At 71.5% G+C, this 25,754-nt stretch carries 27 protein-coding genes, 1 tRNA gene and 1 pseudogene; 11 read left to right on the top strand and 18 right to left on the bottom strand.

Going from position 1 to position 25,754, the window contains the following annotated elements:
* The 4 genes from KBZ08_RS08000 to KBZ08_RS08015 are packed head-to-tail and all read right to left on the bottom strand — an operon-like array spanning nucleotide 1 to nucleotide 4,077.
* The gene (locus KBZ08_RS08000) at nucleotides 1-684 is read right to left on the bottom strand and encodes an ABC transporter ATP-binding protein (protein WP_254972323.1); all 684 of its coding nucleotides are present in this window, start codon (nucleotides 682-684) and stop codon (nucleotides 1-3) included.
* 5 nt (nucleotides 685-689) lie between these two features.
* Nucleotides 690-1,877, bottom strand: coding sequence for an ABC transporter permease DevC (gene devC, locus KBZ08_RS08005; RefSeq protein ID WP_106219300.1), 1,188 nt, complete (start codon nucleotides 1,875-1,877; stop codon nucleotides 690-692).
* Nucleotides 1,874-2,971, bottom strand: coding sequence for an HlyD family efflux transporter periplasmic adaptor subunit (locus KBZ08_RS08010; RefSeq protein WP_254972324.1), 1,098 nt, complete (start codon nucleotides 2,969-2,971; stop codon nucleotides 1,874-1,876). Before KBZ08_RS08010 ends, devC begins: the two co-directional genes overlap by 4 nt.
* Entirely contained in the window at nucleotides 2,968-4,077 is a 1,110-nt protein-coding gene (locus KBZ08_RS08015) for an aromatic ring-hydroxylating dioxygenase subunit alpha (RefSeq protein WP_254972325.1), read from the bottom strand. Before KBZ08_RS08015 ends, KBZ08_RS08010 begins: the two co-directional genes overlap by 4 nt.
* A 119-nt stretch (nucleotides 4,078-4,196) precedes the next feature.
* On the opposite strand from KBZ08_RS08015, the gene KBZ08_RS08020 reads away from it, so the two are divergent.
* Complete coding sequence (locus KBZ08_RS08020; RefSeq protein ID WP_254972326.1) at nucleotides 4,197-5,405, top strand: MFS transporter; 1,209 nt, start codon at nucleotides 4,197-4,199, stop codon at nucleotides 5,403-5,405.
* Nucleotides 5,406-5,415: 10 nt separating this feature from the next.
* Here the strand turns inward: KBZ08_RS08020 and KBZ08_RS08025 are convergent, their stop codons facing one another.
* Both KBZ08_RS08025 and KBZ08_RS08030 read right to left on the bottom strand, forming a co-directional pair.
* Nucleotides 5,416-6,432, bottom strand: a complete 1,017-nt coding sequence (locus tag KBZ08_RS08025) for an aromatic ring-hydroxylating dioxygenase subunit alpha (RefSeq protein ID WP_254972327.1) — start codon at nucleotides 6,430-6,432, stop codon at nucleotides 5,416-5,418.
* Between the two features lies 1 nt (nucleotide 6,433).
* Nucleotides 6,434-7,456, bottom strand: a complete 1,023-nt coding sequence (locus tag KBZ08_RS08030; protein WP_254972328.1) for an aromatic ring-hydroxylating dioxygenase subunit alpha — start codon at nucleotides 7,454-7,456, stop codon at nucleotides 6,434-6,436.
* Between the two features lie 133 nt (nucleotides 7,457-7,589).
* Between KBZ08_RS08030 and KBZ08_RS08035 the strand changes: the two genes are divergently transcribed.
* Entirely contained in the window at nucleotides 7,590-8,108 is a 519-nt protein-coding gene (locus KBZ08_RS08035; RefSeq protein ID WP_106219294.1) for a cyclic nucleotide-binding domain-containing protein, read from the top strand.
* A 76-nt stretch (nucleotides 8,109-8,184) separates the two neighbouring features.
* Nucleotides 8,185-8,364: a hypothetical protein gene (locus tag KBZ08_RS08040; protein WP_254972329.1), complete on the top strand. Its 180-nt coding sequence runs from the start codon at nucleotides 8,185-8,187 to the stop codon at nucleotides 8,362-8,364.
* Nucleotides 8,365-8,413: 49 nt separating this feature from the next.
* Here KBZ08_RS08040 and KBZ08_RS08045 read toward each other — a convergent pair whose 3' ends face one another.
* A complete protein-coding gene (locus tag KBZ08_RS08045; protein WP_254972330.1) occupies nucleotides 8,414-8,842 on the bottom strand; it encodes an RNA-binding protein in 429 nt (142 codons plus the stop codon).
* Between the two features lie 65 nt (nucleotides 8,843-8,907).
* Nucleotides 8,908-10,170 (bottom strand): CCA tRNA nucleotidyltransferase, encoded by a 1,263-nt coding sequence (locus KBZ08_RS08050; protein ID WP_254972331.1) that lies wholly within the window; start codon nucleotides 10,168-10,170, stop codon nucleotides 8,908-8,910.
* 94 nt (nucleotides 10,171-10,264) lie between these two features.
* Here KBZ08_RS08050 and KBZ08_RS08055 point away from each other — a divergent pair, with 94 nt between their 5' ends.
* From KBZ08_RS08055 to KBZ08_RS08065, 3 genes are read left to right on the top strand one after another with little or no spacing between them, the layout of a single operon-like run.
* Entirely contained in the window at nucleotides 10,265-10,522 is a 258-nt protein-coding gene (locus tag KBZ08_RS08055) for a Ycf34 family protein (RefSeq protein WP_106219290.1), read from the top strand.
* On the top strand, nucleotides 10,519-11,178 hold the full coding sequence (tsaB, locus tag KBZ08_RS08060; protein WP_254972332.1) for a tRNA (adenosine(37)-N6)-threonylcarbamoyltransferase complex dimerization subunit type 1 TsaB: 660 nt from the start codon (nucleotides 10,519-10,521) through the stop codon (nucleotides 11,176-11,178). Before KBZ08_RS08055 ends, tsaB begins: the two co-directional genes overlap by 4 nt.
* Nucleotides 11,172-11,900, top strand: coding sequence for a YdcF family protein (locus tag KBZ08_RS08065; RefSeq protein WP_106219288.1), 729 nt, complete (start codon nucleotides 11,172-11,174; stop codon nucleotides 11,898-11,900). The genes tsaB and KBZ08_RS08065 overlap by 7 nt, the downstream gene beginning before the upstream one ends.
* Here KBZ08_RS08065 and KBZ08_RS08070 read toward each other — a convergent pair.
* The 5 genes from KBZ08_RS08070 to rpaB all read right to left on the bottom strand — a co-directional run bounded on the left by KBZ08_RS08070 (nucleotide 11,842) and on the right by rpaB (nucleotide 16,645).
* Nucleotides 11,842-12,567: a 1-acyl-sn-glycerol-3-phosphate acyltransferase gene (locus KBZ08_RS08070; protein ID WP_254972333.1), complete on the bottom strand. Its 726-nt coding sequence runs from the start codon at nucleotides 12,565-12,567 to the stop codon at nucleotides 11,842-11,844. The genes KBZ08_RS08065 and KBZ08_RS08070 overlap by 59 nt on opposite strands.
* Nucleotides 12,564-13,457, bottom strand: coding sequence for an ACP S-malonyltransferase (fabD, locus tag KBZ08_RS08075; protein ID WP_254972334.1), 894 nt, complete (start codon nucleotides 13,455-13,457; stop codon nucleotides 12,564-12,566). Before fabD ends, KBZ08_RS08070 begins: the two co-directional genes overlap by 4 nt.
* Nucleotides 13,458-13,484: 27 nt before the next feature.
* Nucleotides 13,485-14,492 carry a beta-ketoacyl-ACP synthase III gene (locus KBZ08_RS08080; RefSeq protein WP_254972365.1) on the bottom strand — a complete coding sequence of 336 codons (1,008 nt, stop codon included), beginning with the start codon at nucleotides 14,490-14,492 and terminating at the stop codon, nucleotides 13,485-13,487.
* Between the two features lie 73 nt (nucleotides 14,493-14,565).
* Nucleotides 14,566-15,918: a phosphate acyltransferase PlsX gene (plsX, locus tag KBZ08_RS08085; protein ID WP_254972335.1), complete on the bottom strand. Its 1,353-nt coding sequence runs from the start codon at nucleotides 15,916-15,918 to the stop codon at nucleotides 14,566-14,568.
* Nucleotides 15,899-16,645, bottom strand: a complete 747-nt coding sequence (gene rpaB / locus KBZ08_RS08090) for a response regulator transcription factor RpaB (protein WP_015110442.1) — start codon at nucleotides 16,643-16,645, stop codon at nucleotides 15,899-15,901. Before rpaB ends, plsX begins: the two co-directional genes overlap by 20 nt.
* 103 nt (nucleotides 16,646-16,748) lie before the next feature.
* Between rpaB and radA the strand changes: the two genes are divergently transcribed.
* Nucleotides 16,749-18,218, top strand: a complete 1,470-nt coding sequence (gene radA, locus KBZ08_RS08095; RefSeq protein ID WP_254972336.1) for a DNA repair protein RadA — start codon at nucleotides 16,749-16,751, stop codon at nucleotides 18,216-18,218.
* Nucleotides 18,219-18,227: 9 nt separating this feature from the next.
* On the opposite strand, the gene KBZ08_RS08100 is transcribed toward radA, so the two are convergent.
* Nucleotides 18,228-18,749: a photosystem I assembly protein Ycf3 gene (locus tag KBZ08_RS08100; RefSeq protein ID WP_106219282.1), complete on the bottom strand. Its 522-nt coding sequence runs from the start codon at nucleotides 18,747-18,749 to the stop codon at nucleotides 18,228-18,230.
* 107 nt (nucleotides 18,750-18,856) lie between these two features.
* Here KBZ08_RS08100 and KBZ08_RS08105 point away from each other — a divergent pair, with 107 nt between their 5' ends.
* From KBZ08_RS08105 to KBZ08_RS08115, 3 genes are read left to right on the top strand one after another with little or no spacing between them, the layout of a single operon-like run.
* A complete protein-coding gene (locus tag KBZ08_RS08105; protein WP_254972337.1) occupies nucleotides 18,857-21,268 on the top strand; it encodes a cation-translocating P-type ATPase in 2,412 nt (803 codons plus the stop codon).
* Nucleotides 21,265-21,918: a dTMP kinase gene (gene tmk / locus KBZ08_RS08110; protein ID WP_254972338.1), complete on the top strand. Its 654-nt coding sequence runs from the start codon at nucleotides 21,265-21,267 to the stop codon at nucleotides 21,916-21,918. The genes KBZ08_RS08105 and tmk overlap by 4 nt, the downstream gene beginning before the upstream one ends.
* On the top strand, nucleotides 21,911-22,882 hold the full coding sequence (locus KBZ08_RS08115; protein ID WP_254972339.1) for a DNA polymerase III subunit delta': 972 nt from the start codon (nucleotides 21,911-21,913) through the stop codon (nucleotides 22,880-22,882). The genes tmk and KBZ08_RS08115 overlap by 8 nt, the downstream gene beginning before the upstream one ends.
* 12 nt (nucleotides 22,883-22,894) lie before the next feature.
* Here the strand turns inward: KBZ08_RS08115 and KBZ08_RS08120 are convergent, their stop codons facing one another.
* From KBZ08_RS08120 to KBZ08_RS08135, 4 genes are all read right to left on the bottom strand, one after another.
* Nucleotides 22,895-23,692: a response regulator transcription factor gene (locus KBZ08_RS08120; protein ID WP_106219278.1), complete on the bottom strand. Its 798-nt coding sequence runs from the start codon at nucleotides 23,690-23,692 to the stop codon at nucleotides 22,895-22,897.
* 216 nt (nucleotides 23,693-23,908) lie between these two features.
* Nucleotides 23,909-23,980, bottom strand: a tRNA-Asn gene (locus KBZ08_RS08125).
* Nucleotides 23,981-24,010: 30 nt separating this feature from the next.
* A complete protein-coding gene (locus KBZ08_RS08130; RefSeq protein WP_106219277.1) occupies nucleotides 24,011-24,721 on the bottom strand; it encodes an ABC transporter ATP-binding protein in 711 nt (236 codons plus the stop codon).
* Complete coding sequence (locus KBZ08_RS08135) at nucleotides 24,718-24,981, bottom strand: hypothetical protein (protein ID WP_106219276.1); 264 nt, start codon at nucleotides 24,979-24,981, stop codon at nucleotides 24,718-24,720. The genes KBZ08_RS08130 and KBZ08_RS08135 overlap by 4 nt, the downstream gene beginning before the upstream one ends.
* A 181-nt stretch (nucleotides 24,982-25,162) precedes the next feature.
* On the opposite strand from KBZ08_RS08135, the pseudogene KBZ08_RS08140 reads away from it, so the two are divergent.
* Nucleotides 25,163-25,754: pseudogene (locus KBZ08_RS08140) on the top strand (photosystem II D2 protein (photosystem q(a) protein)); the annotation flags it as partial.

Below are 25,754 nucleotides of genomic sequence, written 5' to 3' on the forward strand. Positions count from 1 at the left end.
TCAATGGGACCCCTTCCAGGGTTCGACCCTGCCATCTTCAATGGCCCAGATGCGATCGGCGTCATCGAGCAGGCGCAGGTCGTGGGTCACCAGCAGCACGGAACTGCCCCGTTTGCGGCAGAGGTCGCCCAGCAGGGCCACCACCTCCTGCCCGGAGGTGCTGTCCAGGGAGGCGGTGGGCTCGTCCGCCAGCACCAGATCGGGCTCGGGGGCCAGGGCCCGGGCGATGGCCACCCGCTGCCGCTGGCCGCCGGAGAGCTCGGAGGGGAAGTGGTGCAGCCGGTGCCCCAGACCCACCGCCTCGAGCAGGGCGGTGGCCCGGTGCCGGCGCCGCTCGGGGTCCGGCTCGCTCAGCTGCAGCACGAGCGCCACGTTCTGCAGGCTGGTGAGGGAGGCCACCAGGTTGTGGCTCTGGAAAATGAAGCCGATGCGGCGGCGGATCTCCACCCGCCTCCGCTCGCTGGAGCGCCGCACCTCACTGCCCAGCACCCGCAGGGAGCCCTCCTGGACGGATCGCAGGGCCCCCACCAGGGTGAGCAGGGTGCTTTTGCCGCTGCCCGAGGGCCCCACCAGCAGGGTGATCTCACCGGGGTTCACCGTGAAGCTGATCCCGTGCAGGATCTCGCTGCGCAGCGGACCCTCCCCGTAGGCGTGACGCAGATTCTCGGCGACGACAGGCAGCATCGGGATCAGAAGACGCTGGCCGGATCCGCATCCCGCAGCTTGTTGAGGGCGATGGCGGCCGCCACGGCGCAGACGCCGATGGTGAGGCTGAACACCAGCACGGTCTTGCCGGTGGTCATCACGATCTGGATGCCCGAGACGGCGGTGAGGAACGCATAGAGGGCGGCGCTCGCCACCAGGGCGGGAACAAAGGAGGAGATCGCCAGGATCGAGGCCTCCTGCAGCACCAGCAGCAGCAGGAATCGGTTGCGGAAGCCCAGGGCCTTGAGGGTGGCGTACTCGTGCAGGTGGTCGCTGACATCGGTGTACAGCACCTGATAGACGATCACCCCGCCCACCAGCAGACCCATGATCGTGCCGAACCCAAAGATGATGCCGAAGGAGGAGCTGGTGTTCCAGTAGTTCTGCTCGTTGGCGATCAGTTCGGGCTTGGTGAACACCTGCAGCTGGCTGCCGTAGAGGGCCCGCAGGTGACGCTGAACGGGGGCGATGGCGGCCGGATCGCTGACGCGGATCAGGCCCATGGAGATCTCGCCCTCGTTGATCTGCTTGTAGGCGAGCTGCAGGGCCGTGGTGTCGCTGCTGATCAGGTTGCTGTCGGCGGCGAAGGTGGAGCCGAGGCGGAACAGGCCCACCACCCGGAAGGTCTTGGAGTAGTCGGAGAGGATCATCGTCTGGCTTCCCTGGGCCTTGACCGCCGCCGCCACCGGGCCGGTGTTGCTGTTGCCGGCCGCGTCGAACAGCACATAGCCCGGGGTGCGGATGCGGTCGATCTGCTCGCGCACCGGCGCCAGATCGAGAATCTGCTGGTCGGGATCGAAGCCGATCAGGCGCAGGCTGGTGGGCTTGATCCCGCCCATCTGCTGGGCGTTCACATTGGCCACATAGACCGGGATGACATCGCTCACCCCCGGCACGCCCAGCGACTGATAGAGCTGGGACTGGGGGAACTGCTGGAAGGCGCCGCTGTCGCGGGTGCCGGGGCTGATCACCACCAGATCCGTGATCAGGGCCTGGTAGAAGGTGGTGGCGCTGGTCAGCAGGCCTGACTGGAAGCCCAGCTGCATGAACATCAGCAGGGCGGCGAAGCCGATGCCGGTGACGGCCACCAGGTAGCGGATCGGCTGGCGTTTCAGCTGCAGCCAGGCCACCGGCAGATCGCCCAGGCTGCGCCTCAGGGAGCGGCCGATCACGGCAGGAAGCGGACGTTCACGTTCAGCCCGCTGAGCCTGGCGAGGCGGGCGGAGTCGGCGGGAGTCAGGGCGATCTTCACCAGCACCACCCGGGCATTGACGTTGTTGTTGGAATTGACGCTGAACAGGTCCCGGTCGGAGACCTCCCCGGTGATCTCCTGGACCCGGCCCTGCAGCCTGCCGTTGAAGCCGCCGCTCTCCGGCCAGATCTCCACCGTCTGGTCGGGGCGCACCTGGGGAATGTCGCTCTGGAACACCTGGGCCCACACCTGCATGGCCCCGACCTGGCCGATCTGGGCGAGCCCCTGGTCGGTTTCCTTCATGCCCGGCCAGCTGTAGATCCGCAGCAGCTTGCCGTCGAGGGGGGAGCGGATCTCGGCGTTGCGCAGCTGGCTGCGGGCCTGGGCCAGGTTGGCCTTGGCCACCGCCACGTCGGCGACGGCCACCTCCCGGTCGACCGGGCGGACGGTGAGGTTGTCGTAGAGGGTGCCCTTGAGGGCCTGGATGTTGGCCTGGCCCTGGGCGAGGGCGGCATCGGCCTTGCCGAGTTCCTCCTCGGAGATCGCCCCGGCCTTGAACAGCTCCACGCTCTTCTGCTGGCTGATCTTCAGATAGGGAATCACCACCTGCTCGGCCTTGAGATCCGCTTCGGCCTTGGCCCGGGCCCCCTGGCGCGCCCCCGCATCGACCTGGGCCAGCTTGGCCTCGCTGAGGGCCAGCTGGCTTTCGGCCTGGACGACCCCCTTGCGCAGGCTGGCCCAGCTGCTGAGGAAGCCCAGCAGCTGGCCGCGGCGGATGGTGGCCCCCTCGGAGACCAGCCACTTGTCGACCACTTCCGAGCCGCCGCTGTTGCCCGAGGCGGTGGACAGGGACACGACGCCCCCCTGGGGGGTGAGCCGTCCGAGGGCGGTCACGGCCCGGGGCGCCAGGGGCGGCGGCGGCGGGGCCGGGCGATGGCTCAGCTGCCAGCCCGCCAGCCCCAGCACGGCCAGCACCGACACCGTCACCAGCTTCTGGCGGCCGCTGCCCCAGGCCCGCTCCCGCCAGAAGCGCCGCAGGCCCTCGAGCCTGTCAACGTGCGGCGCTTCCGTCACGAACCGAGGGGCTCCGGGCGCGCCATGGTAGCCGCCGCTTCCGCGCTCAGCCAGCGGCGGTGCATGCGGCGGTATTCGATCGAAAGGATGTCGGAGGCCACATGCCGCTCCTGGGTGAGATCCAGGGGGACGGGGGTCGGGCGCTGGCTGCGCACCACCCCGTGGTCCTCCTCGAAGATGGTGCGCGAGATGGCGATCGACTGGGCCTCACTGCCGGGCAGCCGCCAGCGCTTGCGTTTCGAATACTTCACCCAGCGGGCCAGGGTGTGGGTGTCGCTCTGGGGCAGGCTGGCGTTGAAGAAGATGAAACGCAGCTGGTCGCCGATGCTGGTGTCGACGATGTTCAGGTTGGGGTAATAGAAGCTGAAGGTGGTGGTGGCGCAGAGGGGGCCGCTCTGACCGGTGAGGGTGCGCAGCAGCTTCAGGACCCCCTTCACCGGCAGCTCAAAGCTCACCGTGGCGGCGATCATCCGATCCGCCTTGCGGAGATCGACGGGAACCGACAGGGGTGAATCCTGGCTGGCGAAGGTGCCCTTGTGCACCCAGTAGGCATGGGAATTGTCGAGGTTGGACTCGATCACCCGGCTGTAGTGGGTCTCCCACTCGAAGCTGCTCTCCACGTGGCCCCAGGCGTCGTCGGGGAAGACGGGCAGATCGGGCAGCAGGGCCGGATCGGGCGGGCCGGAGCCCCACCACATCCAGATGAAGCCCCGGGATTCGACCGCCGGCCGCTCCCCCACCAGGTCGCTGCGGGCCGGAGGACTGGCGCCGGCCGGCTCTGCGGGGGCCTCCAGGCAGGTCCCGTCGGCGGCGAACTTCCAGCCATGGAACGGGCAGCGCAGGCACCCCTCCTCCTCCAGCCGCCCCAGGGCCAGGGAGGCCCCCCGGTGGGGGCAGCGGTCGCTGAACAGCCGGGGCCGGCCTTCCGCATCCGGGAAGAGCACGAAATCGTGGCCCGCAAAGGGGACGGCCACCGGGCCGTTCCGGAAGGCGAACGAAGAGGCGACGGCGTACCAGCAGTTCCAGGCCAGTTGAGACACCTGGGATGGGGATGTCTCTGAGGCGGACCCAGATAAGGCCCCAGATACCGACCCAGCGAATGACATGCTCTGCCGATGCTGAGCGGATCTTAGGCGAACCGTCCCGAGCGAGAGTGCGACACCCCCTAGATTGGCGCCGCCGCCAAGGTTGGGTCGCCCCACACTGCCGTCCGCATGATCCGCAAGTGATTCGCAAGCTGCGCAGTCCTCTGGCGATCGTGTTTCTCACCCTGTTGCTGGACAAGCTGGGCGAAAACATCGTCTACCCCCTGCTCCCCTTCATCCTCGAGAAGTTCTCTCCCGACGGACTCACCCTGGGGTTGCTGGCCTCCACGGCCACCCTTTTTTCCGTGCTGGCGTCACCGATCATCGGCTCCCTCAGTGATGCCTGCGGCCGCAGGCCGGTGATCCTCCTGTGCGTGGCCATCAACTGTCTGTCCCTTTTCATGTTTGGCCTGGCCGGAACGCTGGGGCTGATCTTTCTCTCCCGGGCGATCAACGGCGTCTCGACGGCGACGGTCGGCACGGCCCAGGCCTACATCTCCGACATCTCCACCCCGGCGAACCGGGCCCGCAACTTCGGCATCAGCGGTGCCGCCTTCGGCCTCGGGGCCATCGCCGGTCCGGCCCTGGGGGGGGCGCTGGTGGGCTTCGGCATGCGCATTCCGGTGTTCGTGGCCGCCGCCCTGGCGGCCTACAACTTCCTGATGGCGTTTCTGTACCTCAAGGAGACCCTGCCGCTCCAGAACAGGCCCCGCTTCCAGTGGTCCCAGATCAACGGACTGGCCCCGGTGATGGCCCTGCTGGCGCTGCCGAAGGCGAATCGCGTGGCGCTGGCCTTCTGCTGCTTCAATTTCGCCTTCAGCGGCTTCACCACCCTGCTGGTGCTCTATCTCAAGGATCAGTTCTCCTGGTCGGCCTCCCAGTCGAGCGGCATCTTCGTCATCGTCGGCCTCACCGTCACCTACGTGCAGGTGGCCCTCACAGGCCCGCTGGTGCGGCGCCATGGGGAGGCCCGGCTCAACATCTACGGCCTGGTGGCGGTCGCCGCCGGCATCGCCCTGATCCCCCTGGCCCGGGTCTTCGGCGCCGCCGCCGCCGTCGTGATCGTCACGGCCGCCGTGATGCTGTCGGTGGGGGCGGCCTGCGTGATCCCCACGGCCCGCAGCCTGGTCTCCCGGCTGGTCCCGGAGAACCGGCAGGGCGTGATGCTGGGCAGCCTGCTGGCCATCACGGGCCTGGCCAGTGCCCTGGGTCCGATGCTGGCGGGGGTGCTCTACGACCTCTCCCCCACCCTCTGCTTCCTGCTCCAGGCGCTGGTCTGCCTGCTGGGGGCGCCCCTGCTGCGCGGCGTCCGGGAGCCGGCGGCTGTCCCCGTCGACATCGGCGACTGAAGAGGGCGCCTCAGACGCGGGCGCGCTCGCGCATCATCCGCCGGTATTCCACCAGGATCAGGTCGGAGTCGATCAGCACCTCGTGGGAGCCGCGGAAGGTGACCCGCTTGGGCTCCTGTTCACTGATCACGGCGGCATCCTCCTTGGAGATCTGCAGGCCCGTGTCCAGGGTGATGCGATCAAACAGCCGGTTCAGCAGGGGGGTGGCGGTGAGGACGTTGCGGCCGTTGGTGACCCGGACGGTGGTTTCCGCGTCGTTGTCGGGCACGTGGGCCTGCAGCGCCGCCAGGGTCACGGCACCGAAATGGATGATCGAGACCACCACGTTGGGGTACAGGAAGCGGTACTCCTTGTAGGCATTGGCGCTGTCCCCCTTCAGCAGCAGACGGGTGAGGCCGTTGAGCTTCTTGACCTTGATCGGCATGCGCCCGTAGAGGCTGCCCGGTTCCACCTGCACCGGATAGTGCTCCAGGCTGAAGTCGGTGGCCGGGTCCACCCGGCCGATGCTCCTGCCGTGCACGAAAGCAGCGTGGGTGGGGTCGATGCCGTTCTCGATCGTGCGGGTGAAGTGGGTGGCGTAGGTGTAGGCCATGTCACCGCCGGCCCGCAGGGTCAGTCCGTCCAGTTCCGGGATGTCGAGCACATCGCCATCGGGGCTGGCCTGGCGGCCGGCCAGCCACAGCCACACGAACCCGTGCCGCTCCCGGGTGGGGTAGGTGCGCAGCCGCGCCTGGCGCGGGATCGCTTCCTCGGCCCGCAGGGCCGGGATGTGCACGCAGCTGCCCTGGGCGTCGTACTGCCAGCCGTGGTAGGGGCAGACCAGGCGGTCCCCCTTCGCCCAGCCCGCCGCCAGGGAGCAGCCCCGGTGGGCGCAGCGGCCATCGAAGGCCAGCACCCGGCCGCCGCCATCGCGCATCATCACCACCTCCCGGCCCTGGAAGCGGTGGGCCAGGGGTTGGGTGCCCACCTGGCTGGAGAGCCCGACGGCGTACCAGCAGTCGGCGGGCCAGGGCGACGGGGGCTGCATCTCAGGGCGTAGGGGCGGGGGGCGTGGGCACGGGGGCGGTGGCCGGGCAGGCCCGGGCCAGGGCCCGCCGGTAGGCCAGGATCAGCTGGTCGGAGGCCAGCAGCAGCTCTTCCCCCTGGGTGCTCCAGGACGGGCCCGGGGGCTGGGTCTCCACCACGGCCTTGTCCTCCTCGTAGGTGTCGACCGTGTTGCGGATCGAGTTGCCGTCGGCCCAGCCGTAGGGGAGGAAGTTGCGCACGCCGATCCACTTGGTGAGGGTGGTGTGGTCGTCGACGGGGATGTTGCTGGCGAAATAGATGTACTGATATCCCTTCCAGTTGAAGTCCAGAGCAATCCTGTTGACGTTGGGAAGGTAGCCGGTGAGGGTGGAGCTGGAGTGGCTCCTTTTCCTCTTGACGATGTACTTCAGCAGGCCCACCCGGGCCGGCGGCTTCAGCTTGTGATGGGTGGACACCAGGCCCGGTTCGCTGACGATCTCCAGGCTCTCCACGCTCGCGTCCTCCCGGTTGCCGAAGAAGGGGCGGTGCACGAAGGGGGCGTGGGAGGTGTCCAGAGCCGACTCCACCACCCGGCTGAAGTGGGCGTTCCAGGTGTAGGACCCGCTCACCGCCCGCCAGCCCGGCTGACCCAGTTCCGGGAAGGGGGGGATGGGCACCTCGGAGGCCCGCCCGGCCTCGCCGGGAAAGATCCAGAGGAAGCCGGACTGCTCCCGGACGGGGAAGGTGGCCATGCGGGCCAGGGCAGGGATGGCCGTTCCCGGCGGATCGGCCGGAATCCGGACGCAGCGGCCGTCCACGTCGTAGCTCCAGCCGTGGTAAGGGCAGCGCACGCAGGATCCCTCCACCCATCCCCGGGCCAGGCTGGCGCCGCGGTGGGCGCAGTAGTCGGCAAGCGCGTGGGCCTGGCCGGCCCCATCGCGGAAGAGCAGGTAGCGGCGCCCCAGGAGGGTGACGGAGACGGGTTGGTCGCGGAGCCCGTGGGCATGCTCCACCGCATACCAGAAGTTCTCGAGTCCCTGGGTCATTCCTTGGGTCGTACTTGAGCCGGGTGCGACACGGGTTCCATGGGCCGACCGATCCTGTTTAGCACCATCGGGGCCGGGAACCAAGTTGAAACGGCTGAAGCAATTAGACTGCCCCCCTGTTGAACGGCGACCGTTGCGCAAGCTTCACCTGGATCCCGGTGAGTTCGCCTACCGCAGTGGAGAGAGTGGTCAGGAGGTGTACCTCGTCCGCACCGGGGAGATTGAACTGATCACCCTGTATCCCGAAACCGGAGAAGGTGTCGACGGTCACCATGGCCCCGGCCACGTGTTCGGTGAGGTGGAGCTCATCGACGGCCGTGCCCGCACCCATACCGCCAGGGCCGCCAAGCCCACGGAGCTGCTCGTCTTCAACCGCGACGAGCTGATGGATCTGCTGTTCGAGCACCCCGAGCGCAGCCTCGTGCTGGGACGCAGCGTCTTTGACCGCCTCCGGGACCTCTACACCAACGAGACCCTGGAGTCCGACCTGGCGCGCCTGCGCGAAGAGATGCAGGCCAGCATCCGGGACGCGGTCGTGGCCCATGAGGGGCGGGTGGTGCGAAGCCACAACGGCATGGCCGCCATCGCCGTTCCGATCGTGCTGATGGTGCTGCTGGCGATCGGTTCCTACTGGTACTTTCACCGGGGTTGAGCCGGCGCTCCGGCCGTCCCAGCCCCGTCCTGTCCAGGCGACACCGAGTCCTGTCCCCGTCACCGAGCCCCGTTCCATGAGCATCAAGCCGGTCCCGCCCGAGGAGAAGCAGCAGGCCCTCTCCGCCTTCCGGGAGCTGATCAGCGCCGATGTGGAGGCCGGCATCGACAACCATGAGCGCAAGATGACGCGCCTGGGGTTCGTCTTTCTGGCGATCTTCGTCGGGGTGATCGGCTTGATGGCCGTCCTCCCCTGACACCGCCCCCGCGTCCGGCGGGCCAGCGGGTCGGGGGGACGGTGCCGGATCAGACCGCGGCTTTCTGGTTGGCCAGCAGGCTCTTCAGCTTGGCCAGTTCACCGGCCCAGCGGGGATCGGGGGCGCCTTCACCGACGGCGTCGGCATGGACCACCTTGTTGACGCTCTTGCGGGCGGCCGTCGGGGCGCTGCCGGGACGGCGGTCGGCGCCGGCGCCGCCGCGGACCTCACGGCGCTGCTCGGAGATCTCGATGCGCAGGGTGCTGCCGCCGAAGTCCTTGCCGTTGAGCTGGGCGATCACCGCCTCGGCCTGGGCCAGGTCGTCGACGTTGGCGAAGCCGAAGCCACGGCAGGTCCCGGTCTCCCGGTCGTTCACCGCCTTGAAGCGAACCCCTTCTCCCACGCTCGAGAAGAGAGCATCCAGCTCTTTGGCATCAAAGGTTTGCGGCAGGTTGCCGACATAGAGACGAACGCTCATGGGGAGGGGCTCAGGAAAGGAAAAAACTCTGGCAGGCGGTGCGATCGCGCCATTGCATCCAGCAGTTAATCACGCCGCCGGTCCGGGTTCGCTTCGGGTTCCCGCCGCTCCAGCCAGAGTCGGGCGGCGGCAAGGGCCTTGTCGATCGCTCCCTGGTCCGTCAATTCCGCTGTGTCCGTCGCTGCGGTTCCACCCAGTCGACCGAAGGCCCGTTCCGCCGTGAGGTGGTCGATCAGCTGGCCCAGCCGCGGCCCCGGGGGGATGGCCAGGAGCTGCTGCAGCCGGCGGCCGTCCAGGGGCGGGCGCGGATGGAACAGGCGATCCGCCGGGTCCCGCCAACGGTCCATGGCCGCCCGTGCCGCCCCGGGATCGAGCTGCAGCAGCAGGGCGGGGAGATCCGCCTCCAGCTGGCGGTGCAGCGGCAGCCGCTCCGCCTCGGCCAGGCTCTCCAGGGACAGCAGGCCTCCGGGCGAAGCGCTGCGCTGGAGCCGCTCGTGCCAGTCCCGCAGCCGCTGGCAGCGCTGCTGCAGGCGCCGGCTGGCCCGCAGCCGCTCCAGGGTCGGGCCGTCGAGCACCGCCGCCAGCCGGGCCAGCGGCAGGGCCCAGGCCTCCATCGGCGTCAGGCCGCAGGCGTCCGGCCGTTGCGGCCCCAGGGGCTCCAGCCGGCCCTCAGTCCCGTCGGCGGCTCCCCAGGGCTGGAGCAGACCCGCCTCCAGGGCCCGCCCCAGTCCCCGGTGCCCCTCGGGGGCGGCCGCCAGCCGTTCCAGCTCCGCCAGCACCCGCTCCCCGGCGACGGTGGTGATCCGCTGCCGGTGGCGCCCGATCAGCTCCCAGGTGGCCGGGGCGATGCGGAACGCCAGTTCGCAGGCCAGCCGCACCCCCCGCAGCAGCCGCAGGGGGTCATCGAGCAGGTTGGCTTCGCTGATGGCCACCAGCCGGCGCGCCGCCAGATCCGGCAGCCCGCCGCAGGGGTCGATCAACCGCAGATCCGCCGCTGATCCGCGGCCCGGCGGCAGCGCCCCTTCCAGGGGCAGGGCGATGGCGTTGGCGGTGAAGTCCCGGCGGGTCAGATCGGCGGCCAGATCCCCACCGGCGCAGCGGGCCAGGTCGATCGTCCAGCCCTGCAGCACCAGCCGGGCGATCGAGCGCTCCGGGTCGAGCACCACGCAGCTGCCCCCCAGCTTCCGCCCCAGGCTCCGGGCCAGGTCGATGGCGTCCACGGGCACCACCAGGTCCAGATCCGGCCGGGCTCTCAGGCGGCCCAGCAGGCCGTCCCGGACTGCGCCGCCCACCAGCGCCGTGCCCGCCGGCAGCTGGTGGGGGGCCACCGGCCAGGTCTCTGGCGCCAGGGCCCGCCACAGTTCAGGGACTTGACGTCCCGGCTCGCACGCCACAATGGGCGCCCTGCTGGGCCGCGGCGGCATGTGCATCTGCGTGGATTGCCACTGGGTCGAGCGGTGTCAGGCCTACCACGCGGTCGAGCGTCAGCACGGCGTCGCCCACCTCAATCCCGAGCCCGACTTCCGCCCCCGCCAGCCGCGCATCCACGTGCAGGTGGTCGATCTCGATGCCGTCGGCACCAGCGTGGGAGTGGAGTGGGACGTGCGGGCCTGCTCCGATTTCCGCTCCGACCCGGGCCGCTGGCGTCGCTGCCGCCCCGAGGGACCGCTGCCGACATGAGTGTTCCCCCCGACCCGGACGGCCGCCCCTGGCTGCTGGCCCTGCACAGCTCCAGCGAGAGCCTCGGCGTGGGGCTGCAGCGCGTCGGGGCGGTGGCCCCCGAGCGGCTGGAGACGTTCCCCCTCGGCCGCTCCCTCTCCAATGGGCTGTTCGACTGCCTGGAGTCGGTGCTGCCGGCCAGTGCCTGGCCGCGGCTGGGCCGCCTGGCGGTGGCCACCGGCCCCGGTGGCTTCACCGGCACCCGCCTGACGGTGGTGCTGGCCCGCACCCTGGCCCAGCAGCTGGCGCTGCCCCTCGATGGGATCAGCAGTTTCCGCCTCATGGCCCGCCGCCTGCTCACCGGACCAGAGCCGCCCGGCGGTGACGGCCCCTTCTGGCTGCTTCAGGAACTGCCGCGGCGCGGGGTGGTGGCGGGGCTCTACGGCGCCGACCCTGGCCAGCCCGGTGGTGTCGCCGAGCTGGAGGCGCCGCGGCTGCATCGCGACCGGGAGGCGCTGGCCCCGCACCCGATCCGTCCGGCCCTGGTGCAGCTGCCGGAGGACGTGATCCAGCTGCTCGGCTTCAGCGGGGCGAACGCCGCCGAGGGACGGGCCGCCCCCTGGCAACCGGTGCTGCCCCTCTATCCCACCAGTCCGGTGGAGGCGCTCCCATGCTGAGCCCCCCTGGCCCCCGACCCGGTGCGGGTCCCCGCCCCCAGCCCCGGCCGCGCCGCCGTCGCTCGCGTCGTTCCGCCGCTGACGCCATTCCCGCGGTCGTCGCCCCCCAGCGCTCCCGCCGCGGGCCGCGCCCCCGGCGCCCCGTTTCGGGGCGGGTGGTGCTGGCGGGCCTGGCGGGACTGGCCCTGCTGTGGCTGTCGCGGGGCGGGTGGTGGCCCACGCCGCCGCCCCCCCAGATGATCCTGGTGCTGGGGGGGGATGCCGACCGGGAGGCGGCGGCGGCCCGCCTGGCCCGGGTGGACGGCCTGCCGGTGGTGGTCACCGGCGGCACCAACCCCGAGTACGCCCACTGGCTGTTCCTGCAGAAGGAGGGTCTGTCCCCCCGCCAGGTCCAGCTCGACTACCGGGCCCGCGACACGGTGTCCAACTTCACCTCCCTGGTGGACGACCTGCGCAAGGCCCGGATCCGCCATGCCCTGCTGGTCACCTCCGCCGACCACATGGAGCGGGCCCTGCTGGTGGGACGGATCGTGGCCGGCAGCCGCGGCATCCATCTCACCCCGGTCCCCGTGTCCTGCGGCGAGCTCTGCGTCGTCGAGGGCCGGCGGCGCCTCTGGGGCGATGGTGCCAGGGCGGCCCTGTGGGTGGTCAGCGGTCAGGACATCAGGCCATGGGTGGAAGAGCGGGTGGCTCCCTGGCTGGAAAGAGCAGGGATCCGCTGATCGGACCCAGGTCGAGCATCCGGTTGATCTGCTCCTGGGCGGCGCGGGTGGCGGCGTCCAGATCAGGACGGCGCCGGGAGGCCGGCGGCGGGATCGGGGTGCCGATGCGGATGTGGATCGGCACCAGCCGGGGGCCGTGGCCGCCGGGTCCCAGGGCCCGGTGGCTGTTGATGATCGCCACCGGCAGCAGCGGCACGCCGGCCCGGGCCGCCAGCAGGGCCGCCCCCGGCTGGGGGGCATTGACGCGGCCGTTCGCCTGCCGGGTGCCGTCGATGAACACGCCGGTGGCCCAGCCCTGCAGCAGCCGGTCGGTGGCGACGCGGATCGCTTCCCGGTCGCCGGCACCGCGTTCCACCGGGTAGGCGCCGCAGGCCCGGATGATCGGGCCCAGCAGGGGCACCCGGAACAGCTCCGCCTTGGCCATGAAGGCCACCGGCCGGCCGAGGGCATGCCCCAGCAGCGGCGGATCCAGGTGGGAGCCGTGGTTGGCCACCACCACCACGGCCCCCTCCAGGGGTACGTTGTCGTTGCCGGTCGTCCGGCCCCGGAACAGCACCCGGAAGACGGGAAACACCAGCAGGTAGCTGATCAGCCGGTAGGTGAGGCTCGGCTTCGGCGTGTTCAGCAGGGCGGGGGGATCGGCCGGCGGCCGGCGGCGGCGTCTCACTGGCCCAGGTCGCCGGCGGTGGCGATCTGGGCGGTGCCGAGGCCGGGGCAGCTGCGCTTGATCAGGCCGGAAAGTACGTTGCCCGGTCCGATCTCCACGGCGGTGCTGATGCCCTCGGCCTGCAGCCGGTCCATCGTCTCCCGCCAGCGCACCCCCAGGGTCATCTGCCGGCGAAGGCGGTCCTTGAGCGCCGCGGCGTCGGTCTCGGGCCGGGGATCGGCGTTGCTGAGCACGGGGATCCGGGCGTCGGCGAACGGCACCGCCTCCAGTTCGGCGGCGAAGGCCTCGGCGGCGGCGGCCATGAACGGGGAATGGAAGGCGCCGGAGACCGCCAGGGGGATGGCCCGCTTGCAGCGCACCGCGGCGGTCACGCTGGCCAGCGCCTCCGGGGTGCCGGAGAGCACCACCTGGGCGGCGCTGTTGTCGTTGGCGATCACCACCCCCTCGGTGGCCGCCACCGCCTGCTCGAGCTCGTCCCGCTCGAAGCCCATCACGGCGGTCATGGCGCCGCCGCCGGCGGTGGCCATCAGTTCGCTGCGGCGGCGCATCAGCTTCAGGCCGGTCTCGGCATCGAAGACCCCGGCGGCATACAGGGCCACCAGCTCGCCCAGGCTGTGGCCCGCCACCAGCCGGGCGCTGCGGCCCTGGCCGTGGAGCGCGTCCACCAGCAGGCTTTCGACCACGAACAGGGCCGGCTGGGTGTTGCGGGTGTCGTTGAGGTCGCGGGGTTCGCCGACCCCCTCACCCCCGCCGCAGATCGCCAGCAGGTCGCGGCCGAGCAGCTCGGAGGCCCGATCGAAGCGCTCCCGGGCCCCCGGCAGGTCGATCACCCCGTCGGCCATGCCCGGCTTCTGCGAACCCTGTCCCGGAAACACCCAGGCGATGGCCATGCAAGCCTCCCGTGCAACGGCAGGAGATTAGGCCTCGGCTGGGGGGACCCCCGGACCGCTCCAGCGGAACAGGGCGGCGCCCCAGCTGAGGCCGGCGCCGAAGCCGCTGCTGGCGATCAGGTCGCCGGCGCCCACCCGCCCGTCGCGGACCGCCTCGTCGAGCATCAATGGGATCGTGGCGGCGGAGGTGTTGCCGTAGGCCGAAAGGTTGCTGAGCACCCGCTCGGCGGGCATGGCGAAGCGCTCGGCCACCGCATCGAGGATGCGCTGGTTGGCCTGGTGCAGCAGCAGCCAGTCGACGTCGGCGGCGGTGGTGCCCGTGGCCTCGAGCAGCTCCGCCAGCACGGCGGGCACCTCACGCACGGCGAACTTGTAGACCTCCTGGCCGTTCATGTGGATCGGCGCGAAGCCGCCCACCTGGGCCGAGAGATCCCCCACCAGCGGGCGGTGCTCGGCCACCTGGGCCAGGGTGAGGCAGGCGTTGCGGCTGCCGTCCGAGCGCATCCGGAAGCCCACCAGGCCGTCGCTGGATGGGTCACAGGCCTCCACGGCCAGGGCGCCGGCCCCGTCGCCGAACAGGACGCAGGTGCGGCGGTCGTCCCAGTCGAGCCAGCGGCTCAGCTGGTCGGCGCCGATCACCAGCACCCGCTGCATCGTGCCGCCGCGGATGTACTGGGCCGCCGTGATCAGGGCGAACAGGAAGCCGCTGCAGGCCGCCGTGAGATCGAAGGCCACCGCCCGGTGGGCCCCCAGGGCCGCCTGCACCCGCGGGGCGGTGCCGAACAGGTCGTCCGGGCTGGAGGTGGCCAGCAGGATCAGATCCACCTGCTCGGGGGCCCAGCCCGCATGGGCCAGGGCCGCCCGGCCCGCCCCGGCGGCCAGGCTGGTGACGGTCTCACCGGGGCCGGCCACGCGCCGGGCACCGATGCCGGTGCGGCTGCGGATCCAGCCGTCGTTGGTCTCGACCCGCTCGCTCAGCTGGTCGTTACTGATGCTGGCGGCGGGGAGGGCGCGACCGCAGCCCACCAGGGCCATTCCCCGCAAGGCGGCCGTGGTCCCCGTCGTGTCTGAGCCGAGCGGCACCCATTCGGTTCACAGGTGGGCTCAGTCAACCACAGGTGCTTGCCACTCCGGCGCTCCCCTTGCCGAGGGCGTGCAGGTCGTCCATGACGCCGTGGCTGGCGGCGGAGTGGGCCAGCCGCAGGGCGCTCACCACCGAGAGGGCCCGGCTGCTGCCATGGCCGATGACGCAGACCCCGTCGACGCCGAGCAGCAGGGCGCCGCCGTGCTCGGCATGGTCGAGGCGCTTCTTGATCCGCACCAGGTTGCTGCGCAGGAATGCCGAGCCCACCTTGCCCCGCCGGCCCCGGGGCAGCTCGGCCCGCAGCACGTCCAGCAGGACGCTGCCCACCGACTCGAGGAACTTCAGCAGCACGTTGCCGGTGAAGCCGTCGCAGACCACCACGTCGAAGTCGCCGGAGAGGATGTCGCGCCCCTCGCAGTTGCCGGCGAACACGAAGCGCTCGTCGCCCGCCAGCAGCGGATGGGTGCGCAGACAGAGGTCGTTGCCCTTGCACTCCTCCTCGCCGATGTTCACCAGGCCGATGCGGGGCCGCTTCACCTGCAGCACGTCGCGGCTGTAGATGTTCCCGAGCAGGGCGAACTGGTGCAGCCATTCGGGCTTGCAGTCCATGTTGGCGCCCACGTCGAGCACCAGCACCTGCTGGCTGAGGTCCTTGGTGGGGAACAGGGCGCCGATGGCCGGGCGGTCGATGCCGGCCAGCCGGCCGAGGCGGAAGATCGCCGCCGCCATCACGGCGCCGGAGTTGCCGGCGGAATAGACGGCGGTGGCCTCGCCCTTCTTGACCAGGTCCATGGCCACGTTGATGCTGGCGTCGCGCTTGCGGCGCACCACGGTGGCCTCCTCGTTCATGCCCACCGACGGGCCGCTGGGCACCACCTGGATCAGGCCGCGCTGCACCGCCTCCTCCAGCTCCTGGCCCAGGCCCATGGCCGCCACCGCCCGCCGCAGCGGCTCCGGCTCGGCCACGAAACGGATGCGCAGGGGCAGCAGGGCCACGGCCCTCAGGCAGCCCTCCAGGATCGGGCCCGGGGCGTGGTCCCCGCCCATGCCGTCGACGGCCACCCAGAGGCGTTGCCGGTCGTCGATGGCGGCGCCGGTGTGGCTGCCCTGCTGCAGGCGCCGCAGGGGATCGAACACCAGGGGCTGGAGCACGGAGCCTGCCACGTTGGTGGCGGCGCCGGCCATGCTGCCGGCCACCGACACCGCCCCCGAGGCGGCGCCGCTGGCGGTGGCGGTGGCGGTGCCCACGAGGCTGGTGACGGCGGCATTGCGCCGATACCAGATCACCAGGCGGCGGATCGTGCGATTGGGTTTGGGGCGGTTGGAGGCGAAGCGACGGCCTTCGCGCCCTGCGCCTTCAGGATCCTTCGGTGGCAACGGGTTCAACGATGCGCTGGAACAGATAGCCGGTGCCCCGGGCCGTGAGGATCAGCTCGGGGTTGGCCGGATCATCCTCCAGTTTGGAGCGCAGCCGCGAGATGTGGACATCCACCACGCGGGTGTCCACGTGACGCTCGGGCGTGTAGCCCCACACCTCCTTGAGGATCTCGCCACGGCTGAAGGGCTCGCCCGATCGGCTCACCAGCAGCTCCAGCAGGCTGAACTCCATGCCGGTGAGGCGGATGCGCTCGTCGCCCCGGTACACCTGGCGCTTGTTGGTGTCGATGCGGAGATCGCCCACCTGGATCACGCCGGAGTTGGGGATCCCGGCGCCCGGGTCCTTCTCCACCCGCCGCAGCACGCAGCGGATGCGGGCCTCCAGTTCCTTGGGGCTGAAGGGTTTGACGACGTAGTCGTCGGCCCCGAGCTCCAGGCCGGTGATGCGGTCGGCCACGTCGCCGAGGGCGGTGAGCATCACGATCGGCACGTCCGATTCCTTGCGCAGCTCCTGGCAGACGCCGTAGCCGTCGAGCTTGGGCATCATCACGTCGAGGACCACCAGGTCCGGCAGGACGCGGTGGAAGGCCTCGATGGCCTCCTCGCCGTCGCTGGCGGTGACCACCTGGTAGCCGATCATCGAGAGACGCGTCTCGAGGATGCGGCGAATGCTGGCCTCGTCATCGACGACGAGGATCGTTTCCTTGGCGGTGGGGGAGGCCGTCATTGCGCGGCGAGGAGAATGCAACACGGTTCCGACCCACTGAACCGGCCGGAAGGTCGGGAATTCACCGAACGCCACCTTTCTTCATACACACCGCCCGCTCCCCTTGGCCCGTCCCGGTTCCTCGTTCGTCTGCCAGGCCTGTGGGGCCAGGACGCGGCAGTTCTTCGGCCGCTGCGCCGGCTGCGGCGGCTGGAACACCCTGGTGGAGCAGAGCGAGCCCAGCGGTGACAGCCGCCGGCGCCGGCCGGTGGCAGCCAGCCCCGCTCCGGGGCCTGACGGGGCCGGGGCGCCGGGCCGGCCGCGCCGCTCCGAACCGATCCAGTCGGTGGGGGACCGGCCCCTGCAGCGCCTGGCCAGCGGCTACGGCGAACTGGACCGGGTGCTGGGGGGCGGCCTGGTGCCCGGTTCCCTGGTGCTCCTGGGGGGCGACCCGGGGATCGGCAAGAGCACCCTGCTGCTGCAGAGCGCCCGGGCCATGGCCGCCCGGGCGGTGGTGCTCTACGTCAGTGCCGAGGAGTCGGCCCAGCAGGTGAAGCTGCGCTGGCGGCGCCTGGCCGAGGACGGCCCCGGAGCTGGACCCGGCGCCGTGCCGGAGGCGGGTGACGGCGAGAGCGAGGGCCTTCGCCTGCTGGCGGAGACCGATCTGGAGCTGGTGCTGCAGGAGCTGGAGACCCTCCGGCCGGAAGTGGCGATCATCGACAGCATCCAGGCCCTGCACGACGCCGAACTCGGCAGCGCCCCCGGATCAGTGTCCCAGGTGCGGGAATGTGCCGCCGCCCTGCAGCGCATCGCCAAGCGGCAGCACACCGCCCTTGTGCTGGTGGGCCATGTCACCAAGGAGGGAATGCTGGCGGGCCCCAAGGTGCTTGAGCATCTGGTGGATGCGGTGCTCACCTTCGAGGGGGACCGCTTCGCCAGCCACCGGCTGCTGCGGGCGGCGAAGAACCGCTTCGGCGCCACCCACGAACTGGGGGTGTTCGAGATGCGGGGGGCGGGGCTGGTGGAGGTGAGCAACCCCAGTGAGCTGTTCCTGGCCGGGGATGGCCCCAGCCCCGGCACCGCCACGATCGTGGCCTGCGAGGGCACCCGCCCGCTGCTGGTGGAGATCCAGGCCCTGGTCAGCCCCACCAGCTATGCCAGCCCGCGGCGCACCGCCACCGGCATCGGCACCAACCGCCTGCACCAGATCCTGGCGGTGCTGGAGAAGCACATGGGGCTGCCCCTGTCCCGCTTCGACTGCTACCTGGCGGTGGCCGGCGGCCTCGAGGTGGAGGAGCCGGCGGCGGATCTGGGAGTGGCGGCCGCCGTGGTGGCGAGCTACCGCGACCTCACCCTGCCGGCGGGCACGGTGCTGCTGGGGGAACTGGGCCTGGGGGGGCAGCTGCGACCGGTGGGCCAGCTGGAGCTGCGCCTGCAGGAGGCGGCCCGGCTGGGGTTCGCCCGGGCGGTGGTGCCCCGGGGCAGCGCCCTCGGGCCGGTGGCGGCCGGCCTGGGCCTGCAGCTGCTGGAGGCGGCCACGGTGGCCGAGGCCCTGGTGGCCGGCCTGGGGATGAACCCCGCCGAGGGGGACTGAGCCGGGGGCTCAGAAGTACACGTCGACGTTGCTGCGGCCGGAGGACTTGAGCCAGTTCTCGATGTCCAGGTAGCCGCCCGGGTAGAGGCGCACCGCCTTGGTCCAGTGCACGGCCGCCTCGTCGAACCAGCGGTCGGCCGCGTCCTGGTCGCCGGTTTCCTCCGCCAGCCGCCCCCACTTCTCGTAGATCAGGCCCATGTTCTTGAGGCAGGAGGGGGAGTTGCCGTTGGCGTCCAGGGACTGGCGGTAGTAGTCGAGGGCCTTCTCCTCCTCACCGTTGCTCATGAAGATGATCGCCATGTTCTTGAGGATCTCGCCCCGGTCGATGCTGTTCTCCTCGAGCTTGAGGGCCTCCTCGTAGTTCTCCAGCGCCTCGGCGTAGTCGCCGTCGTTCTGGGCCGAGAGGCCGTCGCGGTAATAGACGTAGGCCTCCTTCGCCTTGGGATCGATCGGCAGCAGCTTGACGATCAGGTCGGCCATGACCGTGAAGCTCTTGTCGATGAAGTTGTCGTTGCGCTGCGAGCGGGGCAAGGGTCCAGGTCCGGATCGTCCCCCCATCCTGCCTCGGGTGGTCGGGGCAGGGGCGTGGCGGCTCCCTAGCCTTGGATCCCGGCCCCGCCGCCCCGGCCCCCCCCCGCTTGAGCGCCACCCCCCCCGCCAGCAGCCCCCGCGAGCCGTTGCTCCTCGATGTGGAGGGGATGAAATGCGGCGGCTGCGTCCGCGCCGTGGAGCAGCGCCTCCTCCAGACCGCAGGGGTGCGCCAGGCGAGCGTCAACCTGCTGACCCGCACGGCCTGGGTGGACCTGGAGCCCCGGGTCGAGGGACCCGACGGCAGCGCCGTGGATCCCCTGCCTGCCCTGCTGGGCAGCCTCGAGGGCCTGGGCTTCCACGCCCGGCTGCGCCCCCTGGAGCCGGAGCCGGCCAGCCAGCGGGAGCGGCGCCAGGCCGAACAGTGGTGGCGCCACTGGCGCCAGCTGCTGGTGGCCCTGCTGCTGCTGCTCGTCTCCGGACTGGGGCACCTCGCCGATGCCGGCCGGCTGACCTGGGGCGGTCCCTGGCCGCTGCTGGGCAGCCCCTGGTTCCACGCCCTGGTGGCCACCCTGGCCCTGGCCTTCCCCGGCCGGCCGATCCTGGTCCGCGGCGTCCGCTCGGCCCTGGCCGGGGTGCCCGGCATGGACACCCTGGTGGGGCTGGGGGTGGCCAGCGCCTACCTCTCCAGCCTGGTGGGCTGGCTGTGGCCGGCCAGCGGCTGGCCCTGCTACTTCAACGAGCCGGTGATGCTGCTCGGTTTCGTCCTCACCGGCCGCTTCCTGGAGGAGCGCGCCCGCTACCGCACCGGCCGGGCCATTGAGGAGCTGGGCGCCCTCCAGCCCGAGCACGCCCTGCTGCTCCTGGGCGACGACCCCCCCCGCCAGGTGCGGGTGGGGGGACTGCGGCCGGGGGACCGGCTGCGGCTGCTGCCGGGCGACCGGGTGCCGGTGGACGGGGTGGTGCTGGAGGGCCGCTCGCGCGTCGATGCCTCCAGCCTCACCGGCGAGTCCCGGCCGCAGGCGGTGGAGCCCGGCAGCGAGCTGGCCGCCGGCCTGCTCAACCTGGAGAGCTCCCTGGTGCTGGAGGTGCGCCGCAGCGGCGCCGACAGCGCCATCGCCCGCATCGTGTGCCTGGTGGAGCGGGCCCAGGCCCGCAAGGCCCCGATCCAGGGGCTCGCCGACCGGGTCGCCGGCCGCTTCACCCTCGTGGTGCTGCTGCTGGCGCTGGCCACCCTGCTGTTCTGGTGGCTGTGGGGATGCCGGCACTGGCCCGAGGTGCTCACGATGGGCGCGGCCGTTGGCCACGGGGCCCATGGGCATGGCGCCCTGGCCCACGGGGGCGGGGCCGCCGGCACGCCCTTCAGCCTGGGGCTGCAGCTGGCCATCGCGGTGCTGGTGGTGGCCTGTCCCTGCGCCCTCGGCCTGGCCACGCCCACGGCGATCACGGTGGGCTCCGGGCTGGCGGCCCGCTCCGGCCTGCTGTTCCGTGGCGGTGATGCCATCGAGACCGCCTCCCGGCTGGAGGCGGTGCTGTTCGACAAGACCGGCACCCTCACGATCGGGCGGCCCCTGGTGACGGCCGTCCGGGTCCTGGGGGCGGACCCGGGAAGCCCGGCCGAGGCGGCGGCCGCCGCCGGGCTGGTGCAGCTGGCGGCGAGCCTCGAGCAGCACAGCCGCCATCCCCTGGCCCATGCCGTGCTTCAGGAGGCCCAGTGCCGGGGACTGCCCCTGCTGGCCGTCAGCGAGGCCCGGACCCTCCCCGGCGACGGGGTGCAGGGGCTGGTGGAGGGCTCCGGCCTGGTGCGAGTGGGCCGGCTCGAGTGGCTGACGCGCCTGGGGGTGGGCGCGGAGCCCGCCGCCACGGTCCTGCAGCAGGAGCTGGAGGCCGATGGTGCCACCCTGCTGGCGGTGGCCGCCGAGGCACGGCTGCTGGGACTCCTGGCGGTGGCGGATCGGCCCAGGGCCGATGCCGCCGCCACCGTGAGCCACCTGCGGCGCCTGGGGCTGCGCCTGGGCCTGCTCAGCGGCGATCGGCGCGCCAGCGTCGAGGATCTGGGCCGCCGGCTGGGCCTCAGGCCGGAGGAGCTGGCCTGGGAACTGCGGCCCGAGCAGAAGCTGGAACGGCTTCTGCTGGCCCATGGCCGGGGGGCCGTGGCCATGGTGGGCGACGGGATCAACGATGCCCCCGCCCTCGCCGCCGCCGACCTGGGCATCGCCGTCGGCACCGGCACCCAGATCGCCCAGGAGAGCGCGGCCCTGGTGGTGATGGGGGAGGGGCTCGACGGCATCGTCCGGGCCCTGGAGATCGCCCGGCGCACCATGGCCAAGGTCCGGCAGAATCTGGCCTGGGCCTTCGGCTACAACCTGGTCGTCCTGCCGATCGCCGCCGGTGCGCTCCTGCCGGGCTTCGGCCTCAGCCTCTCGCCCGAACTGGCGGCCCTGCTGATGGCCTTCAGTTCGATCACCGTGGTCGGCAACGCCCTGCTGCTTCAGGGTCTCCCCACGGATCCGGCGCCATGAGCGGGCGCTTCCTGGTGCTGGAGGGCATCGACGGCTGCGGCAAGACCACCCAGATCGAGGCCCTGCGCGCCTGGCTGCCGCTCAGCGGCCTGATGGCGCCCGGCTCCCGGCTGGTGGTGACGCGGGAACCGGGCGGGACGGCCCTGGGCCAGGCCCTGCGTGCCCTGTTGCTGCACCCTCCGGCTGGGGTCGCCCCCTGCAGCCTCTGCGAGCTGATGCTCTACGCCGCCGACCGGGCCCAGCACGTGGAGGAGTGCCTGCGTCCCGCCCTGGCCGCCGGCGACTGGGTGCTGAGCGATCGCTACAGCGGCTCCACCGCGGCCTACCAGGGCCATGGCCGCGGCCTGCCGATGGCCACCATCCGCCAACTCGAGGCGATGGCCACCGGCGGCCTGGAACCCGATCTCACCCTCTGGCTCGATCTCCCCCTGGCCGGTTCCCTGAGGCGCCGCGGCGACCGGCCCGCCGACCGGATCGAGGCCGCGGGCGAGGCCTTCCTGCAGCGGGTCAGCGACGGCTTCGCCAGCCTGGCCGCCGAGCGGGGCTGGCAGCGGGTCGAGGCCGGCGGGCCGATCGAGCAGGTGACGGCCCGGTGCCGCACCCTGATCACGGAGCACCTGGGCGCCGGCGGCGGACGGGGCCATGGCTGATCTGTTCGCCGATCTGGTGGGCCAGCCCCAGGCGGTGGCCCTGCTCACGGCCGCCCTGGAGCGGCGGCGGCTGGCTCCCGCCTACCTGTTCGTCGGGCCCGAGGGGGTGGGCCGCCGGCTGGCGGCCCTGCGCCTGCTCGAGGGGGTGCTCGCCGGTGGCACCGCCGGATCGGTGCCGCTGCGGCGACGCCTGGCGGAGGGCAACCACCCCGATCTGCTCTGGGTGGAGCCCACCCACCTGCACCAGGGCCGGCTGGTGACGGCCTCCGAGGCCGAGGTCCAGGGCCTCAGCCGCCGCAGCCCCCCCCAGCTGCGCCTGGAGCAGGTGCGGGAGGTGACCCGTTTCCTGGCCCGCCGTCCGGTGGAGGGGGAGCGTTCCCTGGTGGTGCTGGATACGGCCGAGGCGATGGCCGAAGCGGCCGCCAATGCCCTGCTCAAGACCCTCGAGGAACCGGGCCATGGTCTGCTGATCCTGCTCACGGCAACGCCGGACCGGCTGCTGAGCACGATCCGATCCCGCTGCCAGGCCATCCCGTTCGCGCGCCTGCCCCCCGCCCTGGTGCACCGGGTGCTGGCGGCCCTGCCGGCGCCGGAGGGGGCTGGGGAGGGGACGGCGGAGGGGGCCGCAGCCGATCCCCCCGAGCTGCTCGAGCTGGCCGCCGGCTCCCCCGGGGCCCTGCTGCGTCACCGTCGGGTCTGGCGGGGCCTGCCGGAGGGCCTGGCCGACCGGCTGCTGGCCCTGGGGCGGGAGCCGCTGGAGGCCCTGGGCCTGGCCCGCGACCTCAGTGAGGCCCTGGATGGCGAGCAGCAGCTGTGGCTGCTCGACTGGTGGCAGCTGCACCTTTGGCGGCAGTGCAGGGAGCCGGCGCCCCTGCGCCGCATCGAGCAGCTGCGCAGCCATCTGCTGGCCTACGTGCAGCCGCGCCTGGCCTGGGAGGTGGCCCTGCTGGACCTGGGCCGCTGAGGAGGGGGCCCGTCAGGCCACCGCCCCTTCGCCCGGTTTGGGAGCGGCGGTGAGCTTGGCCTCCCTGGCGCTGCGGATGGCGGCGCCGAGGCTGTCGATCTGATCGGTGGGAGGCAGCTCGAGGCAGTACCCGGCGCCGTAGACGGTCTTGATGAAGCGCGGTTTGCGGGGATCGGGCTCGAGCTTGGTGCGCAGGTGGCGGATGTGGACGCGGATGGTCTCGATGTCGTCGTCGGGCTCGTACCCCCAGACCTCCTTGAGGATCAGGGAGGGGGCGACGGTCTGACCGTGGCGCTGGAGGAGGCAGTGGAGGAGTTCGAACTCGGTGTGGGTGAGGCGGACGGGCGCATCGAACCAGATGGCCTCGAAGCGCTCGGGGACGAGGGTGAGGGAGCTGAAGCTGAGGATCTCGTTGTGCTTGGCGGAGAGGGGGGCGCGCTCGCTGCGCCGGAGCAGGGCCTTGACCCTGACCATGAGCTCCTCGAGATCGAAGGGCTTGGTGAGGTAGTCGTCGGCGCCGGAATTGAAGCCGCTCACCTTGTCCTTGGTGCTGCCGAGGGCGGTGAGCATGAGGATGGGGATCTTGGCCGTCCGCTCATCGCGGCGGAGGCGCTGGCAGAGGGTCAGTCCGTCGACCTTGGGGAGCATCAGGTCGAGGAGAATGACGTCGGGGCAGTACTGAACGGCCAGGGCCTGGCCCTTGATGCCATCGGCAGCCCTCTGGACGTCGAAGCCGCCGTGCTCGAGATGGCCGGCGACGAGATCGAGCATGTCGCCGTCATCTTCGATGAGCAGGATCGAGGGCTTCATGGGAGGGGGCGAGGCGTGGCGAGGCGTGTCGTCGTGGTGCCTGCGGGGGTGCACGGGCACGGAAGAGAATAGTGTCGCGGCTTTGCTGGAGCGCTGCAGGGGGCAGGGTGCAGGTGCTCCCCCTGGCCGAGCATGCGGATCCGGCTCAACGCCCGGAGTGCTTCGGCCGAGGCCGCGGGGATGGGCGCGGGAAACGGGCGGATCTGGATAGAAAAACTCCCCGGGCGGGATTCGAACCTGCGACCAATCGGTTAACAGCCGACCGCTCTACCACTGAGCTACCGAGGAAGACACCCGGCGGACCGGGATCCGAAGACCTTACCTTTCGGCCCCGCCGGCGGGCAAGGGGGAGAGGGAGCGGCGCAGGCTTTCGCCGCTCTGCCAGGGGCCGATCGTGCCGGCTTCCATACGGGCGGCCCCGTCGCAGCACTCCAGTTCCTCGAGACGGTGGGTGATCCACAGCGCGGTGAGGGGGGACGGGCTGCGATGGCAGAGCCGATGGATCAGCTCCAGCACCTCCCTCTGGCTGTCTGGATCCAGCAGGGCCGTGGGTTCATCGAGCAGCAGCAGCGTGGCGGCGCTGGCCAGGGCGCCGGCGATCGCCAGCCGCTGCTTCTGGCCGCCGCTCAGGGTGTGGATGGGGCGCTGCTGCAGTCCCGCCAGGCCCACCTGGGCCAGGGCCGAGGCCACCCGCCCGGCCCGGGCGCCGTCGTCGAGCCCATCGGGGAGCGCCAGCTGCAGATCGCTGCCGCAGCTGGGCAGCAGCAGCTGGTGGTCGGGGTTCTGGAACACCAGGGCCGGCCGGCCCTGGCAGGTGATGTGGCCCGCCGTGGGGGTGAGCAGGCCGGCGATCAGGCGCAGCAGGGTGCTCTTGCCGCTGCCGTTGCTGCCCACGAGCATCCAGAGGCCCGGCCCCGGAATGCTCAGCCGGCAGTCGCGCAGGGCCGGGACCCCTTCGCCCCAGCCGAAGCGGAGTCCCTCGATGTGCAGGGGTGGCTCGACCGCCCCGGAGGTCGCCGCTGCGCTCAAGGCTCGAAGCTGAAGCCGGGACGCTTGCCGCCGCCGGCGACCGACGACTTCTCATAAATCTGCACGGCGACGATCTCGCCGCTCAGGAGGCTGACGCGCTTCTGCTCGTCCTTCTCGCAGGTGAGCTCGAGCACCTTGGGGTGCCCGCTTTCGAGCGCCTGGCGCACCTCCCCGTACAGGGCCCGGGCGGCCTCCAGCTCCTTGCGCTGGACGGCAACGGGCATGGGGCTGAGCCGGAGGGAGATCTCGACGACGTACATGGTGGAAGCTGCTGGGGGCCGGGACGGCGGGAAAGGCTGGCCCGGCCACTCTGGCGAATCGTCGGGCGTCGGGGAGGTGTGGGTACTTGTACTCAATCCCTGAGCGCGACGCCCCCCTCGGACGCGCAGAAAGGGCGTTCTCTTTTAAAGTCGGCTTGTAAAGCTTCGTGAAGCACCTCCCATGACGATCGCCCTGGGGCGCGCCCCTGCCACCCGTGGATGGTTCGACGTCCTCGACGACTGGCTCAAGCGCGACCGCTTCGTTTTCGTGGGGTGGTCCGGTCTGCTGCTGTTCCCCACGGCCTATCTGGCCCTGGGCGGCTGGCTCACCGGCACCACCTTCGCCACCTCCTGGTACACCCACGGCATTGCCAGCAGCTACCTGGAGGGCTGCAACTTCCTCACCGCCGCCGTCAGCACCCCGGCGGATGCCATGGGGCACAGCCTCCTGCTGCTCTGGGGCCCGGAAGCCCAGGGTGACTTCGTCCGCTGGATCCAGCTCGGCGGCCTCTGGCCCTTCGTGGCCCTGCACGGCGCCTTCGCGCTGATCGGCTTCATGCTGCGCCAGTTCGAGATCGCCCGTCTCGTCGGCATCCGTCCCTACAACGCCATCGCCTTCTCCGGCCCGATCGCGGTGTTCGTCAGTGTCTTCCTGATGTACCCCCTGGGTCAGAGCAGCTGGTTCTTCGCCCCCTCCTTCGGGGTGGCGGCGATCTTCCGCTTCCTGCTGTTCCTGCAGGGTTTCCACAACTGGACCCTGAACCCGTTCCACA

The organism is Cyanobium sp. Candia 9D4 (assembly GCF_024346155.1).
Lineage (GTDB): Bacteria > Cyanobacteriota > Cyanobacteriia > PCC-6307 > Cyanobiaceae > Cyanobium > Cyanobium minutissimum.

What these genes read in the sequence shown, in the direction of transcription:
- KBZ08_RS08045 (WP_254972330.1), bottom strand. Translation starts at nt 8,842, where the DNA reads ATGAGCGTTCGTCTCTATGTCGGCAACCTGCCGCAAACCTTTGATGCC.
- tsaB (WP_254972332.1), top strand. Translation starts at nt 10,519, where the DNA reads ATGAGTGTTCCCCCCGACCCGGACGGCCGCCCCTGGCTGCTGGCCCTG.
- KBZ08_RS08055 (WP_106219290.1), top strand. Translation starts at nt 10,265, where the DNA reads ATGTGCATCTGCGTGGATTGCCACTGGGTCGAGCGGTGTCAGGCCTAC.
- KBZ08_RS08040 (WP_254972329.1), top strand. Translation starts at nt 8,185, where the DNA reads ATGAGCATCAAGCCGGTCCCGCCCGAGGAGAAGCAGCAGGCCCTCTCC.
- KBZ08_RS08025 (WP_254972327.1), bottom strand. Translation starts at nt 6,432, where the DNA reads ATGCAGCCCCCGTCGCCCTGGCCCGCCGACTGCTGGTACGCCGTCGGG.
- KBZ08_RS08030 (WP_254972328.1), bottom strand. Translation starts at nt 7,456, where the DNA reads ATGACCCAGGGACTCGAGAACTTCTGGTATGCGGTGGAGCATGCCCAC.
- KBZ08_RS08120 (WP_106219278.1), bottom strand. Translation starts at nt 23,692, where the DNA reads ATGAAGCCCTCGATCCTGCTCATCGAAGATGACGGCGACATGCTCGAT.
- KBZ08_RS08015 (WP_254972325.1), bottom strand. Translation starts at nt 4,077, where the DNA reads ATGTCATTCGCTGGGTCGGTATCTGGGGCCTTATCTGGGTCCGCCTCA.
- KBZ08_RS08000 (WP_254972323.1), bottom strand. Translation starts at nt 684, where the DNA reads ATGCTGCCTGTCGTCGCCGAGAATCTGCGTCACGCCTACGGGGAGGGT.
- KBZ08_RS08065 (WP_106219288.1), top strand. Translation starts at nt 11,172, where the DNA reads ATGCTGAGCCCCCCTGGCCCCCGACCCGGTGCGGGTCCCCGCCCCCAG.
- rpaB (WP_015110442.1), bottom strand. Translation starts at nt 16,645, where the DNA reads ATGACGGCCTCCCCCACCGCCAAGGAAACGATCCTCGTCGTCGATGAC.
- KBZ08_RS08080 (WP_254972365.1), bottom strand. Translation starts at nt 14,492, where the DNA reads ATGGCCCTGGTGGGCTGCGGTCGCGCCCTCCCCGCCGCCAGCATCAGT.
- KBZ08_RS08135 (WP_106219276.1), bottom strand. Translation starts at nt 24,981, where the DNA reads ATGTACGTCGTCGAGATCTCCCTCCGGCTCAGCCCCATGCCCGTTGCC.
- tmk (WP_254972338.1), top strand. Translation starts at nt 21,265, where the DNA reads ATGAGCGGGCGCTTCCTGGTGCTGGAGGGCATCGACGGCTGCGGCAAG.
- fabD (WP_254972334.1), bottom strand. Translation starts at nt 13,457, where the DNA reads ATGGCCATCGCCTGGGTGTTTCCGGGACAGGGTTCGCAGAAGCCGGGC.
- KBZ08_RS08115 (WP_254972339.1), top strand. Translation starts at nt 21,911, where the DNA reads ATGGCTGATCTGTTCGCCGATCTGGTGGGCCAGCCCCAGGCGGTGGCC.